The sequence below is a fragment of the Aurantimonas manganoxydans SI85-9A1 genome (assembly GCF_000153465.1).
Classification (GTDB): domain Bacteria; phylum Pseudomonadota; class Alphaproteobacteria; order Rhizobiales; family Rhizobiaceae; genus Aurantimonas; species Aurantimonas manganoxydans.
In genome coordinates this window covers 2,339,574-2,355,097 of record NZ_CH672387.1, presented here as the reverse complement: position 1 = coordinate 2,355,097, position 15,524 = coordinate 2,339,574, and the positions used below count along the sequence as shown (strand labels likewise).

Sequence of the window (15,524 nt, the reverse complement as noted above, 5' to 3'; positions counted from 1 at the left end):
CCCGCCCGTGGCGCTGACATGGTTCTCAAGCAGGTTCTTCCAAGGAGTGAAGTCGCATATCGATGCTTGATGGCTCCGCAGCCCCATCCTCCGGTCCGGCCGGAGGCCGCCGTTCCACGGTGGCGCCTGCTCTCGAAGGCGAGAAGCGTGACGGCGGGCTCGTGCTGCGGGCGTCGGGCGACTGGCTGGCGCGCACGGTCGGCTCGGTCGAGGACACCGTTGCCGAGGCCGGCGCGGCCGATCTCGGCCGGCAGGTCGTCGTCGATTGCGGCGACGTCGCGCGCATCGATACGGCCGGCGCACTGCTTCTGGAAAAGCTCGTCCGCGGCCTCGGAGCGAATGGCCGCGACGTCCGGCTCGAGGCCGTCAGCGAACGCGACCAGCCGCTCTTCGACGTCGTCCGCAAGGCGCTCGACCGGGAGCGGCCGCAGCCGGAGAAGCGGAAGACCAACCGCATCCTCGACCTCGTCGCGGCCACGGGTCGTGGATCGGTGGCGGTGAAGGACGAGATCGTCGTCGCGCTCAACATCATCGGCGGCGCAATGGTCGGCGGCGTGCAGCGCCTGACCGGCAAGACCCAGATCCGCCCCGCCGCGATCTTCGCGCAGGTCGAGCAGATGGGCCTGCGCGCGGTGCCGATCATCTTCCTGATGAGCTTTCTCATCGGCGCCATCATCGCCCAGCAGGGCGCGTTCCAGCTTCGGCGTTTCGGCGGCGAGCTCTATGCCGTCAATCTCGCTGCAATCCTCATCCTGCGCGAGATCGGCGTGCTTCTGACCGCGATCATGATCGCCGGCCGGTCCGGCAGCGCCATCACTGCCGAGATCGGCTCGATGAAGATGCGCGAAGAGATCGACGCGCTGCACGTCATCGGCCTGAACCCGATCGGCGTCCTGGTGTTTCCGCGCCTCGTGGCGCTGGTCATCGTGCTGCCGCTCCTCGCGTTCATCGCCAATCTGGCGGGCCTCCTCGGCGCGATGCTGACGCTGAACATCTATTCCGACATCAGCTTTGCCAGCTTCGGCCAGGGCGTGCAGTACTCCGTCGACATGTTCACCGTGTTCTCCGGCGTCATCAAGGCGCCGTTCATGGCGGTGATGATCGGCCTGATCGCCTCGGCCGAAGGCATGAAGGTCGGCGGCAGCGCCGAAAGCCTCGGCCTGCGCGTCACCGCATCCGTCGTCAAATCCATTTTCCTCGTCATCCTGATGGATGGCCTGTTCGCGATTTTCTATGCATCCATCGGACTCTGATAGGCCTTCGCCCAACGGCCGCGCCACGCCGGACGATGACGACGTCATCATCCGCGCGACCGGCGTGACCGTGAGTTTTGGCGAGAAGACCATTCTCGACAACCTCGACCTCGACGTGCGGCGTGGCGAGATCCTCGGCTTTGTCGGGCCGTCAGGTGCCGGCAAGTCCGTCCTGTTGCGCACCATCCTGGGGTTGAACCCCAAGCAGGCCGGCACGATCGAGATCCTCGGCACCGACTACGAGCGGGCCAACGATGCCGAGCGGCTGGCCGTGGAGCGCCGCTGGGGCGTCCTGTTCCAGCATGGCGCGCTGTTCTCCTCGCTGACGGTACTGGAGAACATCCAGGTTCCGATGCGCGAATATCTCGATCTGTCGCCCGGCCTGATGGAAGAACTGGCGCGGCTGAAGATCGACCTCGTCGGCCTTGCGCCGGACGCGGCCGACAAGTTCCCGTCCGAACTGTCGGGCGGCATGATCAAGCGTGCCGCGCTGGCCCGCGCCTTGGCACTCGATCCCGACATCGTCTTTCTCGACGAGCCGACCTCCGGTCTCGATCCGATCGGCGCCGCCGATTTCGACCAGCTGATCATGACCCTGCGCGATACGCTGGGCCTCACCGTCTACATGGTGACCCACGACCTCGACAGCCTGTTCCAGGCCTGCGACCGGATCGCGGTCCTGGGCGAACGCAAGGTGCTGGTCGAGGGGCCGCTGTCGATGATGCTGGAATTCGACCATCCCTGGGTGCATTCGTATTTTCGTGGCAAGCGCGCCCGCACGATCGTCCAGCCGACCCAAACCGCCAATGCCCCCGTGGGAGCCGCCTGATGGAAACCAAAGCCAATTACGTCCGGGTGGGGCTGTTCACGATGCTGGTCATCGCCCTGTCCTTCGGCTTCGTCTATTGGGCGATCTTCGCCACCAGCGGCAGCGAGCGCGTGCGGCTGCTGGTGCGCATCGAGGGCTCGGTCACCGGCCTGCAGCAGGGCAGCCAGGTGCTGTTCAACGGCCTGCCGGTCGGCTCGGTGAAGGCGCTGCGGCTGGATTCCAACAATCCCGAAGTCGTCATCGCGACCACCGAGGTCGATCCCGACCTGCCGATCAAGGCATCGACCCAGGCCAATATCGGCTTCCAGGGCCTGACCGGCGCCGCCTTCGTCGAGCTGAAGGGCGGCCAGGCCGACGAGGCCGACATCATCGGCGAAGCCGCCGAACAGGGGACCGTCCCCGTCATCAAGGCCAATCCGTCCGACGTCACCGACATCCTGGCGACGGCGCGCGACATCGCCGACCGCGCCAACAGCATTCTCGGCCAGTTCGAGAGCCTCGTGGGCACCGTCGGACCGTCGGTCGAAACGACCGTCGAGAACGTCGCCCAGACCTCGCGCAACATCGAGACCTTCACGGCGAGCCTTGCCGAGAACTCCGACGACATCGACAATTTCCTCACCAGCCTCAGCCAGTTGTCGAGTTCGGCGAACACGGTGGCTGAAGAGCTGCCGGGCGCCATCCGCCAGGCCAAGAACATTCTCGACGCGGTCGACCCGGCGTCGGTCACCACGGTGGTCGACAATGTCGCCGCCGTCTCCGACACGCTGCGTGCCCAGTCGGACAATCTCGACAGCATCTTCGCCTCGGTGCAGACGGCGGCCGACAGCGTCGGCGAGGTCGGCGACGTGATCCGCCGCAACACCACCGGCATCGACAGCTTCGTCAGCAATCTCGGTCCGCTGGCCGAGAAGGCGACGGCGGTGGCCGACCGGCTCGACACGACGCTGCAATCGGCCAACACGGTCGTCGCGGCGATCGACCCGGCGCAGGTGTCCAAGACCATCGAGGGCATTTCCTCGGCGGCCGAGAACGTCTCGTCGCTGGCCGAGACCATCGGCGCCCAGAAGGAAGCGATCAATTCGGCGATCGCCGGCGCGTCGAACGCCGCGCAGAACGTCAACCGGATCACCACCACCATCGTCGAGCGCAGCGAGGACGTGGACAAGCTGCTGGCGAGCCTCGGCCCGATCACCGACAACATCACCCAGGCGAGCACCGGCTTCAACGAGGCAGTCGCCTCGGCGAACGCGCTCATCGGTTCGGTCGATTCCGCCACGGTCAACCAGGCCATCGGCGACGTCCAGCGCGTGACGGGCGCCGTCAGCGGCAAGACCGAGCAGATCCAGTCGATCATCGACGGCGTCGAACGCACGGTGCAGACCCTCGACACGACGCTGACCGGCTTTACCGAGACGCGGACCCAGTTCGACACGCTGCTCGCCTCGATCGATCCGGGCAAGGTGAACACGGCGGTCGAGAACGTCTCCGCCGCCACCGGCAACGTTGCCGCCGCGGCCGATTCCATCGCCAAGGTCGCCAATGATGTCGGCGCCCGGCGCGAGGACATCGACGCGATCATCACCAACGCCAAGACGACCAGCGAACAGCTTTCGGCCGCCTCGGGCCGCATCGACAGCGTCGTGAACTCGGTCAACCGGGTGCTGGCGGGCGCCGGCGACGGCACCAGCCTGGGCGTGGATCTGGCCCGGGCGCTGCGCTCGGTGCGCGGGGCGGCGGACTCGATCCAGACGCAGGTGACGCCGATCTCGGCCAATCTCCAGCGCTTCTCCGGGGAGGGGCTGCGCGAAGTGCGCGGGTTGATCAGCAACGTCAATCGCACGGTCGATCGCATCGACAGTGCCGTCGAGGACTTCACGACCAATCCGAGCCGGCTGATCTACGGCGGCGAGGATGTGAAGCAGTATGACGGCCGCACCCGCCGCTAACGGCTGTGGGTAAACGAAAGCTTTCGTTGACAGGCCGGGTTGCGGATGCAAGCAACCGGGGCTGTCGGCGACCGGGTCAAGGTGTACCAATTTTATGCGCGCAGCACTGAAATCGAGCTTTGTCGCGCTTCTGGCGCTCGGACTTTCGGCCTGCGCGTCGACCCCGCCGGACACCTACGAGATTTCGCCGCCGCCGTTCAGCGACGTGCGCGAAGGCAAGTCCCGGCGCCAGCTCCTGATTCCGGAGCCGACGGCGCTCGAGACGATCGACAGCAAGCGGATCATCATCAAGCCGTCGCCCAACTCGATCCAGTTCCTCGGCGACAGCCAGTGGAGCGACCGCCTGCCGCGGCTCGTCCAGCTGCGCCTGTTGCAGGCCTTCGAGAACACCGGTTCGATCGGCGCCATCGGCGTGCCGGGGCAGGGGCTGGCGATCGACTACCAGCTGGTGATGGAGATCCGCCGCTTCGAGGTGAACGTCACCGGGGCGGCGACCGCCGAGGTGCAGATCTCGGTGAAGGTGCTGAACGATCGCAACGGCACCGTCCTGCGCACCCGCATCTTCAACGCGCAGGCTCCGGTCAACGGCGCCGGTAACCCGGCCTTCGTCGCGGCGCTGGACAAGGCGTTCGAACAGGTCTCCGCCGAGATCGTCGACTGGACGATCCAGCTCGTTTAGGCCGAAAGGCACCGGCCGCGCGCCAGCGCAGTTGCCGGCGACGTTTCACAGCCCGAATACAAATAGGCCTCCGCCGCGGATCGCGACGGAGGCCTTTCGATGTCAGTGCATGGCCGGTCAGGCGGCGATGACGGTCTGCTTCTGCTCGCCCAGGCCCTCGATGCCGAGCGTCATGACGTCGCCGACCTTCAGATACTGCGGCGGCTTCATGCCCATGGCGACGCCCGGAGGCGTGCCGGTGGAGATGACGTCGCCCGGCATCAGCGTCATGAACTGCGACAGGTACGACACCACATGCGGCACGTTGAAGATCAGCGTGCTGGTGTTGCCGGTCTGGCGGCGCTCGCCATTCACGTCGAGCCACATGGAGAGGTTGTGCGGGTCGGCGACGGCGTCGCGCGTCACCAGCCAGGGGCCGAGCGGGCCGAAGGTGTCGTGGCTCTTGCCCTTGGTCCACTGGCCCTGGCGCTTGGTCTGGAAGTCGCGCTCGGAAACGTCGTTCATCACGGCGAAGCCGGCGACATGGTTCATCGCGTCGGCTTCCGAGACGTATTTCGCCTTGGTGCCGATGACGACCGCCAGCTCGACCTCCCAGTCGAGGGCCTGCGAGTTGCGGGGCATCTCGACGTCGTCGTTCGGGCCGCAGAGCGCGTTGAGCGCCTTGGCGAAGACGATCGGCTCCGTCGGCGGCTCGGCGCCGGTCTCGGCGGCATGGTCGGAATAGTTGAGGCCGATGCACAGGATCTTGCTGGTCTGGCCGACGCAGGGGCCGAAACGCGGCGAACCGTCGACCGCCGGCAGCGAGGCCGGGTCGAGCGCAGCGAGCCTGGCGATGCCGGCGTCCGACAGGACCTCGCCGGAGATGTCGGCGACCTGGCCGGAGAGATCGCGCAGCTGGCCGTCGGCATCGATCATGCCGGGTTTTTCCTGGCCCGCGGGGCCGTAGCGAACGAGTTTCATGGCGTCCTTTCGCATTCTGTCGATGGGTTGGGGAGGGATCAGTAGACGGCGCGGCCGCCGGAAATGTCGAACACCGCGCCGGTGGTGAAGGAACAGTCTTCCGAGGCAAGCCAGGCGATCATCGCGGCGACCTCGGCCGGCTCGAGGAAGCGCTGCAGCGGGATCTTGGAGAGCATGAAGTCGATATGCTCCTGGCTCATCTGGTCGAAGATCGAGGTGCGCGCGGCGGCCGGGGTGATGCAGTTGACGAGGACGCCGGTGCCGGCGAGCTCCTTGCCCAGCGACTTGGTCAGCCCGATCAGGCCGGCCTTGGACGCCGAATAATGCGAGGCGTTGGGATTGCCTTCCTTGCCGGCGATGGAGGCGACGTTGATGATCCGGCCGTAGCCGGCCTCCATCATCAGCGGCACGATCGCCCGGCTGGTAATGTACGGCGCGATCAGATTGACCTCGATGGTCTTGCGCCAGACGTCCGGCGCCAGGTCCCAGGTCTTGCCGTTGCCGCCGGTGATGCCGGCATTGTTGACCAGGATGTCGATCTTGCCGGCAGCGTCCATCGCCTGCCGTGTCGCGGCGGCGACGGCCGCCTCGTCGGTCAGTTCGACGGCCGTGCCGCTGGCGCGCGCGCCCAGATCCGCGACCGCCTTGTCGACCGCCGCGCCGTCGATGTCCCAAAGGACGACGGATCCACCGCTCTCGAGAATGCGCTCGGCCGTGGCATAGCCGATGCCGCGCGCCCCGCCGGTGATGATCGCGGTGCGGCCGTCGAGATCGATTTTGTTCATGACATCCCCCCAGAAGTCGCGCCGATGGCCGTTCGCGCCGTCCCGCCGAGCCGGTGCCCGCGGCTTCGCCGCCATCGCGTTCCCGCCGGGATGCCATATCCACCCGGCGGTTGCAATGTATACGTTGATCCGGCGACGGGATGGGCCGGTCGGGCCGCGCTGGCAGGGGCGCACCCGTCGGCATCGTCGACCGACGCGGCTCGCCGATGGGCAGGGTAAGGTACGACTATAAGGGTAAGGTACGACTATAGACCATAGTCGAAGCAATTCGCGGTTGCCTCCGGGCGATACTTCACGCAATCATCGGACCATTGCAGAGGGGGAGGCTCGGCAAGGTGCTTCAGGTGAATGCGCGGACGATGCATGGCGAGCGGGCCAGCCGCACCATGAGCCTGGCGGCCACGTTTGGCCGCCGGATCGCGTCCGGCCGGCTGGCCTGCGGTGAGGCACTGCCCACCGAAAAGGAGTTGCAGACGCAATACCGGGTCTCGCGGACCGTCGTGCGCGAGGCCGTCCGCCATCTGGTCGCCAAGGGGCTGGTCAGCGTCGGTCCGAAGGTCGGCACGCGGGTGCGCGAGCGGATCGAGTGGAACATGCTCGACCCGGACGTGATGGGCTGGCACCTGACCGCGGCGATCCGGCGGCCCTTCATCGAGTCGCTCTACGAAATGCGGCTGATCAACGAGCCCCAGGCGGCGCGGCTTGCCTGCGACCGGATCTCGCCGGAACAGGCGGCGCGGCTCCAGGCGGCCATGACCGGCATGCGCGAGAACCCGCGCGGCTCGCCGGAGCTGATTGCCGCCGATCTCGCCTTCCACCGGGTCATCCTCGAGGCGACCGGAAACCCCATGCTGGTGTCGCTGGGCGCGATGATCGAGCGCAGCCTGTCGATCTCCTTCTCCCTGTCCTGGCGGCAGAATCCGCAGGAGGAGACGCTGCGCCAGCATGGCCGGGTGATGGACGCCATCCTCGCCGGCGACCGGGAGGCGGCGGAACTGTTCATGCGGAGGCTCATCGAGAGTGCCTTCAACGACGTCATCCTCGCCCTCTACGCCGACGACGGCACCCGGGGCGACGATGCAGGCGAGGCCGGTGATACAAATGCCGGCCACCGCGAACGGGATCACGGCGCAAGGTCCGCGCCGTGACGGGAGCATTGCAGAGGGCGCGTCATGCGCCGAACCAAGGTCCAGGGAGGACAATCATGAACGTGACGAAGACGCTGATCGCGGGGCTTGCCGCGACGGTCATGGCGCTGTCGGTGCCGCTCGGTGCGAGCGCGCAGGACAAGGGCACCGTGGGCATCTCCATGCCGACGAAATCCTCGGCCCGCTGGATCGCCGATGGCGACAACATGGTCAAGCAGTTCGAGGCGGCCGGCTATGCCACCGACCTGCAATATGCCGAAGACGACATTCCCAACCAGCTCGCCCAGATCGAGAACATGGTGACCAAGGGCGTCGACGCGCTGGTCATCGCCTCGATCGACGGCACGACGCTCTCCAACGTCCTGGCCAACGCCGCGGCGATGGACATTCCGGTGATCGCCTATGACCGCCTGATCCGCGACAGCGAGAATGTCGACTACTACGCCACCTTCGACAATTATCAGGTCGGCGTGCAGCAGGCCGAGTCCCTCGTGGCCGGGCTGGAGCAGCGCTTCCCCGATGCCGAAGCCTGGAACGTCGAGCTGTTCGGCGGCTCGCCGGACGACAACAACGCCTACTTCTTCTACGACGGCGGCATGAGCGTGCTGCAGCCGCTGATCGACGAGGGCAAGGTCAAGATCGTCTCCGGCCAGATGGGCATGGACACGGTCGGCACGCTGCGCTGGGACGGCGCGGTGGCGCAGGCCCGCATGGATAACCTGCTGTCGGCCAACTATACCGACCAGCAGCTGCATGGCGTTCTGTCGCCGTATGACGGCCTGTCCATCGGCATCATCTCCTCGCTGAAGGGCGTCGGCTACGGCTCGGGCGACCAGAAGATGCCGATCGTCTCCGGTCAGGACGCCGAGGTCCCCTCGGTCAAGGCGATCCTGCGCGGCGAGCAGTATTCCACCATCTTCAAGGACACCCGCGAGCTCGCCAAGGTGACCGTGAACATGGTCGATGCCGTGCTGCAGGGCAACGAGCCCGAGGTCAATGACACCAAGACCTACGACAACGGCGTCAAGGTGGTGCCGTCCTACCTGCTCAAGCCGGTGCTGGTCACCGAGGAGAACTGGGAAGAGGTCCTGGTCGGCGGCGGTTACTACACCGAAGACCAGATCAAGTAGGGCGATCCGGCGGGCGCCTGCCGGCGTCCGCCCTTGCCACGCCGTGGCCGTTCACCAGAGCGGCCACGGCTTCCTGACGGACGGCCGAAGCGCCGTGACCCATCCATTCGGATCGAGGCGCCGCCCGCGGCTGCCGATCTGCCGGAAGAGCCGCCATGACGACCATCCTGGAAATGCGCAACATCACCAAGACCTTCCCCGGTGTGAAGGCGCTGGACGATGTCAACCTGAGCGTCGAGGCGGGCGAGATCCACGCCCTTGTCGGCGAGAACGGCGCCGGCAAGTCGACGCTGATGAAGGTGCTGTCCGGCGTCTATCCACACGGCTCCTATGACGGCGCCATCACCTATCAGGGCGAGGAATGCCGCTTCTCCGGCATTTCCGATTCCGAACGCCTCGGCATCATCATCATCCACCAGGAGCTGGCGCTGGTGCCGCTTCTGTCGATCGCCGAGAACATCTTCCTCGGCAACGAGCGGGCGACGAACGGCATCATCGACTGGAACGAGACCTTCTCGCGCACCCGCGAACTGCTCGCCAAGGTTGGGCTGAAGGAATCGCCGACGACGCTGGTCACCGATATCGGCCTCGGCAAGCAGCAGCTGGTGGAGATCGCCAAGGCGCTGTCCAAGGAGGTCAAGCTCCTGATCCTCGACGAGCCGACCTCAAGCCTCAACGAAACCGATTCCGAGGCGCTGCTGAATCTGCTCCTGGAGTTCAAGGCGCGCGGCATCTCCTCGATCCTGATCTCCCACAAGCTGAACGAGATCGCCAAGGTCGCCGACACCATCACGGTCCTGCGCGACGGCAGCGCCGTCTCGACGCTCGACTGCGGTACCGGGACGATCAGCGAGGACGATATCATCCGCGACATGGTCGGCCGCAGCCTGACCGACCGCTTTCCGCCGCGCGAGCCGAAGATCGGCGAGACGGTGCTGGAAGTGTCGAACTGGACGGCGCATCACCCGATCCATTCCGACCGCAAGGTGGTCGACGACGTCAGCCTGCATGTGAAGCGCGGCGAGGTGGTCGGCATTGCCGGGCTGATGGGGGCCGGGCGCACCGAGCTCGCAATGAGCCTGTTCGGCCGCGCCTATGGCGTCAACATTTCCGGCGAGGTGAAGATCGACGGCCGCAAGGTCGACGTCTCGACCATCTCGCGGGCGATCGACAACGGCCTCTGCTACGTCACCGAGGACCGCAAGACCTACGGTCTCGTCCTCGAGGAGACGATCCGGCGCAACATCCCACTGGCCAATCTGCCGGGCGTCGCCAACGGCATCGTCCTCGATTCCGAGAAGGAGACGGCCGTCGCGCGAGACTATCGCGACCGGGTCCGCATCAAGAGCTCGAGCATCGGCCAGGAGGTGATCAACCTGTCCGGCGGCAACCAGCAGAAGGTGGTGCTGTCGAAATGGCTGTTCGCCGGCCCCGAAGTGCTGATCCTCGACGAGCCGACGCGCGGCATCGATGTCGGCGCCAAATACGAAATCTACGCGATCATCGCCCAACTCGCCGCCAGCGGGAAGGCGATCATCGTGATCTCGTCGGAAATGCCCGAGCTGCTCGGCATCACCGACCGCGTCTACGTCATGAACGAGGGCCGCTTCGTCGGCGAACTCCCCACGTCAGATGCCACGCAGGAGAAGATCATGGCGATGATCATCCGCGCCGGGCACCGAAACCGAGGAAACAGCGATGTCTGAACAGGCGACGCAGCAGATCGATCTGGAAAAGGACCGGGCCGCACCCGGCGCGTCCTGGGGCTTCGTGCGGCGACACATGCGCGAATACGGCATTCTCGTCGCGCTCGTCGTCATCATGGCCTTCTTCCAGATCATGACCGACGGCATTCTCCTGAAGCCGATCAACCTGACCAACCTCGTCCTGCAGAACAGCTACATCATCATCATGGCGCTGGGGATGCTGCTGGTGATCGTCTCCGGCAACATCGACCTGTCGGTCGGTTCGGTGCTGGGCTTCGTCGGTGCGCTGGCCGCGGTGATGATCGTCAACTGGGACATGAACTATGTCCTGGCCGGGGTCATCTGCCTGTTCGTCGGCGCTGTCATCGGCGCCATGCAGGGCTACTGGATCGCCTACTGGCGCATTCCCTCCTTCATCGTCACCCTGGCCGGCATGCTGGTCTTCAAGGGCCTGACGCTCTGGCTCCTGGCCGGCCAGTCGGTCGGGCCGTTCCCGCGCGGCTTCCAGCTGATCTCCTCGGGCTTCCTTCCGGACCTCTTCGGCGGCGAGGACATCAACCTGTTGTCGCTGGCCCTCGGCGTGGCGCTGGCCGGGCTGATCCTGTTCCTGGCGGTGCGGGCGCGCATGCGCAGCCAGGCCCATGGCGGCGAGGACGAGCCCTTCGCCTTCTTCGCGGCGCGGATCGTCATCGTTGTCGGCGCGATCCTCTATCTGGCCTGGATGCTCGCGACCTTCCGGGGCTTTCCGAACGTCCTCATCGTCATGGCGCTCTTGATCGCGCTCTATTCCTTCGTCACCTCGCGCACGACCGTCGGCCGGCGCATCTATGCGCTGGGTGGCAACGAGAAGGCGGCCAAGCTCTCCGGCATCAAGACCGAGCGGCTGACCTTCCTGACCTTCGCCAATATGGGCATGCTGGCGGCGCTGGCCGGCCTCGTCTTCGCCGCGCGCCTCAACACGGCGACGCCCAAGGCCGGCCTCGGCTTCGAGCTCGACGTCATCGCCGCGGTGTTCATCGGCGGCGCCTCCATGTCCGGCGGCGTCGGCACCATCGTCGGCGCGGTGATCGGCGCCTTCATCATGGGCGTGATGAACAACGGCATGTCGATCCTGGGCATCGGCATCGACTACCAGCAGGTCATCAAGGGCCTCGTCCTGCTGCTCGCCGTCATCTTCGACGTCTACAACAAGAACAAGGGGTGACCCGGTTGCGCTGTGAACCAGAGCGGGGCGGCTTTCGCCCCGGTGAACCGAGGTCCGCAGGGAGCGGGCGCCGATGACCGCGCCGATCCGGCTCGGCCTCGTCGGCGTCGGCAAGATCGCCCGCGACCAGCATATCCCCTCGATCGGCCGCAACCTGGCCTTCGAGCTCGTCGCGACGGCGAGCCGCAGCGCGTCCGTCGACGGGGTCGCGCGCTTCGCGACGCCCGCCGAAATGCTCGACGCCATGCCGCAGATCGATGCAGTCGCCCTCTGCGTGCCGCCCCAGGTGCGTCATGGCATGGCGGCCGACGCGCTGCGCCGGGGCAAGCACGTGCTGCTGGAAAAGCCGCCCGGCGCGACGCTGTCGGAGGTTGCGCATCTGGCCGATCTGGCGGAGACGCAAGGCGTCAGCCTGTTCGCCACCTGGCATTCGCGCTTTGCCCCCGGCGTCGCCCCGGCGCGCAAATGGCTTGCCGGACGGCAGGTGCGATCGGTACGGGTGGAGTGGAAGGAGGATGTCCGCCACTGGCATCCGGGCCAGGCCTGGATCTGGGAGCCGGGCGGGCTTGGCGTCTTCGATCCGGGCATCAATGCGCTGTCGATCGTCACGGACATCCTGCCCGAGCCGGTGTTCCTGACTGGCGGCGAACTGTCCATCCCGGAGAACCGCGCGGCGCCGATCGCCGCCTCGCTGCAGTTTGCCGGCGTGTCCGGTGCGGTGATGACTGCCGAATTCGACTGGCGCCAGACCGGGCCGCAGACCTGGGACATCCATGTCGGCACCGATGCCGGCGATCTTCTCCTGTCGTCGGGCGGCGCGCGCCTGTGGATCGACGGGGAATCGGTGGTCGATCAGGCCGAAGCCGAATATGACGGCATCTATGCACGCTTCGCCGAACTGGTGGCGAGCGGCGGGTCCGACGTGGATCTCGCACCGCTCCGCCATGTCGCCGACGCGTTCATGCTGGGCCGTCATGTGACGGTCGAGCCGTTCCACGACCAACCGAACCGGGACACTGCATGAACGCCTATTGCGCGGCCGTCGACTGGGGCACCACCAGCTTCCGTCTCTGGCTGCTGGACGCCGCCGGCGAGATCCTTGCCGAACGCCGCAGCGACGAGGGCATGCTCGCCGCCGGGCCGGAGGGCTTTGCCGCCATTCTCGACGCGCACCTGTCGGCCGTCGGCGCAGCCGCCGATCTGCCGGTCATCGCCTGCGGCATGGTCGGTGCGCGCCAGGGCTGGGTCGAGGCGCCCTATGTCGAGACCCCGGCGACCGCCGCCTCCATCGCCGCCAGCGCCTGCCGCGTGCCGGGCCTTGAGCGACCGGTGTACATCCTGCCGGGCGTCGCGCAGCGCAACGCATCGACGCCGGACGTCATGCGCGGCGAGGAAACCCAGATCCTCGGCCTGCCGGAGCGGCCCGGCGGCAATGGCCGCGACCTCGTCTGCATGCCGGGCACGCATTCGAAATGGGTCGCGCTGGAGGCGGGCCGCATCGCCGGCTTTGCCACCTTCATCACCGGCGACCTCTTCGCCGCGGTGGCCAAGCACACGATCCTGCGCCATTCGGTGGCCGATCCTGCCGCGCCCTTCGATCGGGCCGGTTTTGCCGACGGCTTCCGCGCCGGGCTGGGCTCGCCCGCCGAAGCGACCAACCGCATGTTCGCGATCCGCGCCGGCGGGCTCCTGGATGTCGGTGCGGGCGGCGACGGCGGATCGCAACTTTCAGGCCTCGTTCTCGGCCTCGAATTCGCCGGCGCCCGCAGCCGCTTCGGCGTGACGCCGGCGGTCACACTGGTCGCCTCGGGACAGCTTCTCGACATCTATACGGTGGCATGCGAACTGGCGGGCATCGAAGCCGTGGCCGCCGATGCGGACGCGGCGGTGCGCCGCGGCCTCTTCGCCGCCGCCAGGGAGATTCTTGCATGACCGACCTTCGCTCCGCCCCATGGCCGAAGCTGAAGCGCGACCTCGTCGCGATCCTGCGCGGCCTGACGCCGGACGATTGCGAACCGGTCGTCGGCGCGCTGCTGGAGGCCGGCTTCGAGGCCATCGAGATTCCGCTGAACTCGCCGGACGCCTTCACATCGATCGCCGCCGCGGCCCGCATGGCGCCGGACGGCGTGCTCATCGGCGCCGGCACCGTGCTGACGCCGGACGACACCGACCGGCTGCATGCGGCCGGCGGCCGTCTGCTGGTCAGCCCGAATGTCGACCCCGCGGTGCTGCATCGCGCGGCGGTCCACGGCATGGTGACCATGCCCGGCGTCTTCACCCCGACCGAGGCCTTGGCAGCGGCGGCGGCGGGCGCTTCGGCGCTGAAATTCTTCCCGGCGAATGTGCTTGGGCCGAACGGCATCAAGGCGATCAGCGCCGTGCTGCCCAAGGACCTCGCGGTGGGTGCTGTCGGCGGCGTCTCGGAAGCGGACTTTACCGCCTATGGCGCCATCGGCGTCCGACATTTCGGGCTCGGCTCGTCGCTCTACAAGCCGGGCGACGACGCGGCGACGGTGCGCGCGCGCGCCGACAAGGCAATCGCCGCCTATGACGCGGCGTTTCCCGCGGGCCGGTAGGCTTTTCCAGACGACGTCCCCGGCTCAGACGCCGAGGGCGCGCTTGTCGTCGATGACCTTGCCGTCGTTGGGCAGGGCGCCGGCCTCGGCAAAGGCGACTTCACCGCGCACCCGGCATTCGGCGCGGACGGCCTCGGCCACGGTTTCGGCGAAGGCCTCGCCGCGCTCGCTGCTCTCGATATGCAGCAGCAGCGTATCGCGACCGCCATCCTCGCCGACCTCCAGCCGCGCCCGAGCGATCTGTGGGAAGCGCCGGACGATGTTGGCGACCTGGCGCGGGTGCACGAACATGCCGCGCACCTTGGTGGTCTGGTCGGCCCGGCCCATCCAGCCCTTCAGCCGGCGGTTGGTCCGCCCGCACGGGCTTTGCCCGGTCATCACCGCCGACAGGTCGCCGGTGGAGAAGCGGATGAGCGGGTAGGCGGCGTTGAAGGTGGTCACCACGACCTCGCCGACCTCGCCGTTGGGGACCGGATCGCCGGTGCCCGGCCGCACGATCTCCACCAGCGCATCCTCGTCGATCACCATGCCGTCGCCGGGACCGGCCGCCTCATAGGCGATCAGGCCGAGCTCGGCGGTGCCGTAGCACTGGCGCACCGCGATGCCGCGCTCGGCGTACCATTGCCGAAGATTGGGGAACAGCGGCCCGCCGCTGACCAGCGCCCTGGTCACCGAGCCCAGCGCCACGCCGGCCGCATCGGCCTTTTCCAGGATGATCCTCAGGAAGTCCGGCGTGCCGACATAGCCGCCGACGCCGAGCTTCGCGAAGGCCTCAACCTGCGTCTCGGTATTGCCGACGCCGCCCGGAAACACCGCGCAGCCGATCGCGGCGGCGGCGTGGTCGAACATGAAGCCCGCCGGCGTCAGATGGTAGGCGAAGCAGTTTGCGACGATGTCGCCGCGGCGAAAGCCGGCGGCATAAAGCGCCCGGGCCATGCGCCAGTGCTCGTGCTCGGCCTCCGGCTCGACGATCGGGCCGGGCGACAGGAACAGCCGGCGAAAACCACCGGCGCCGCGTGGCGTCAGCCCCCCGAAGGGCGGACGGGCCTCCTGCATCTCGATCAGGTCGGACTTGTAGAGGACCGGCAGGGCCGCAAGCGTCGCCCGGTCGCTGATGGCGTCGGGATCGATGCCTGCGAGGCTGCCGGCGTAATGCGGCGAGGTGTCGATCGCATGCCGCAACTGCACGCGCAGCCGCTCGAACAGGTGGGCCTCGCGGGCGGCGGGATCGCGGGTTTCGCGGTCGTCGAAATGGTCGCTCATGCCGGAGCCTTCCGGGATCGTTCTGTGCAGGTCGGGGGCAGG

14 protein-coding genes are annotated in these 15,524 nt (G+C 67.3%); 11 read left to right on the top strand and 3 right to left on the bottom strand.

The features are described from left to right. The first annotated feature begins 119 nt into the window (after window positions 1-119). The 4 genes from SI859A1_RS11200 to SI859A1_RS11185 all read left to right on the top strand — a co-directional run bounded on the left by SI859A1_RS11200 (window position 120) and on the right by SI859A1_RS11185 (window position 4,710). Complete coding sequence (locus SI859A1_RS11200; RefSeq protein WP_009209880.1) at window positions 120-1,253, top strand: ABC transporter permease; 1,134 nt, start codon at window positions 120-122, stop codon at window positions 1,251-1,253. Beyond that, entirely contained in the window at window positions 1,234-2,082 is an 849-nt protein-coding gene (locus SI859A1_RS11195) for an ABC transporter ATP-binding protein (RefSeq protein ID WP_009209879.1), read from the top strand. The genes SI859A1_RS11200 and SI859A1_RS11195 overlap by 20 nt, the downstream gene beginning before the upstream one ends. Further along, window positions 2,082-4,031: an MlaD family protein gene (locus SI859A1_RS20340; protein ID WP_009209878.1), complete on the top strand. Its 1,950-nt coding sequence runs from the start codon at window positions 2,082-2,084 to the stop codon at window positions 4,029-4,031. Before SI859A1_RS11195 ends, SI859A1_RS20340 begins: the two co-directional genes overlap by 1 nt. Before the next feature lie 94 nt (window positions 4,032-4,125). Continuing rightward, window positions 4,126-4,710 (top strand): ABC-type transport auxiliary lipoprotein family protein, encoded by a 585-nt coding sequence (locus SI859A1_RS11185; RefSeq protein WP_009209877.1) that lies wholly within the window; start codon window positions 4,126-4,128, stop codon window positions 4,708-4,710. Window positions 4,711-4,827: 117 nt separating this feature from the next. Here the strand turns inward: SI859A1_RS11185 and SI859A1_RS11180 are convergent, their stop codons facing one another. Together SI859A1_RS11180 and SI859A1_RS11175 are read right to left on the bottom strand one after the other, a co-directional pair. Then, a complete protein-coding gene (locus tag SI859A1_RS11180; RefSeq protein WP_040325704.1) occupies window positions 4,828-5,670 on the bottom strand; it encodes a fumarylacetoacetate hydrolase family protein in 843 nt (280 codons plus the stop codon). 38 nt (window positions 5,671-5,708) lie between these two features. Beyond that, window positions 5,709-6,455 (bottom strand): SDR family NAD(P)-dependent oxidoreductase, encoded by a 747-nt coding sequence (locus tag SI859A1_RS11175; RefSeq protein WP_009209875.1) that lies wholly within the window; start codon window positions 6,453-6,455, stop codon window positions 5,709-5,711. 344 nt (window positions 6,456-6,799) lie between these two features. Here SI859A1_RS11175 and SI859A1_RS11170 point away from each other — a divergent pair, with 344 nt between their 5' ends. The 7 genes from SI859A1_RS11170 (at window position 6,800) to SI859A1_RS11140 (ending at window position 14,219) form a co-directional block, all read left to right on the top strand. Further along, entirely contained in the window at window positions 6,800-7,603 is an 804-nt protein-coding gene (locus tag SI859A1_RS11170; protein WP_244400970.1) for a FadR/GntR family transcriptional regulator, read from the top strand. Window positions 7,604-7,659: 56 nt separating this feature from the next. Continuing rightward, window positions 7,660-8,733: a multiple monosaccharide ABC transporter substrate-binding protein gene (gene chvE / locus SI859A1_RS11165; protein ID WP_050767505.1), complete on the top strand. Its 1,074-nt coding sequence runs from the start codon at window positions 7,660-7,662 to the stop codon at window positions 8,731-8,733. A gap of 155 nt (window positions 8,734-8,888) precedes the next feature. Next, window positions 8,889-10,439 (top strand): multiple monosaccharide ABC transporter ATP-binding protein, encoded by a 1,551-nt coding sequence (gene mmsA, locus SI859A1_RS11160; RefSeq protein WP_009209872.1) that lies wholly within the window; start codon window positions 8,889-8,891, stop codon window positions 10,437-10,439. Between the two features lie 76 nt (window positions 10,440-10,515). Then, window positions 10,516-11,643 (top strand): multiple monosaccharide ABC transporter permease, encoded by a 1,128-nt coding sequence (mmsB, locus tag SI859A1_RS11155; RefSeq protein WP_228240949.1) that lies wholly within the window; start codon window positions 10,516-10,518, stop codon window positions 11,641-11,643. A 73-nt stretch (window positions 11,644-11,716) separates the two neighbouring features. Next, window positions 11,717-12,667, top strand: a complete 951-nt coding sequence (locus SI859A1_RS11150) for a Gfo/Idh/MocA family protein (protein ID WP_009209870.1) — start codon at window positions 11,717-11,719, stop codon at window positions 12,665-12,667. Beyond that, complete coding sequence (locus tag SI859A1_RS11145; RefSeq protein ID WP_009209869.1) at window positions 12,664-13,575, top strand: 2-dehydro-3-deoxygalactonokinase; 912 nt, start codon at window positions 12,664-12,666, stop codon at window positions 13,573-13,575. The genes SI859A1_RS11150 and SI859A1_RS11145 overlap by 4 nt, the downstream gene beginning before the upstream one ends. Beyond that, entirely contained in the window at window positions 13,572-14,219 is a 648-nt protein-coding gene (locus SI859A1_RS11140) for a 2-dehydro-3-deoxy-6-phosphogalactonate aldolase (protein WP_009209868.1), read from the top strand. The genes SI859A1_RS11145 and SI859A1_RS11140 overlap by 4 nt, the downstream gene beginning before the upstream one ends. Before the next feature lie 24 nt (window positions 14,220-14,243). Here the strand turns inward: SI859A1_RS11140 and SI859A1_RS11135 are convergent, their stop codons facing one another. Then, the gene (locus SI859A1_RS11135; RefSeq protein WP_009209867.1) at window positions 14,244-15,482 is read right to left on the bottom strand and encodes a phenylacetate--CoA ligase family protein; all 1,239 of its coding nucleotides are present in this window, start codon (window positions 15,480-15,482) and stop codon (window positions 14,244-14,246) included. Window positions 15,483-15,524 lie beyond the last annotated feature (42 nt).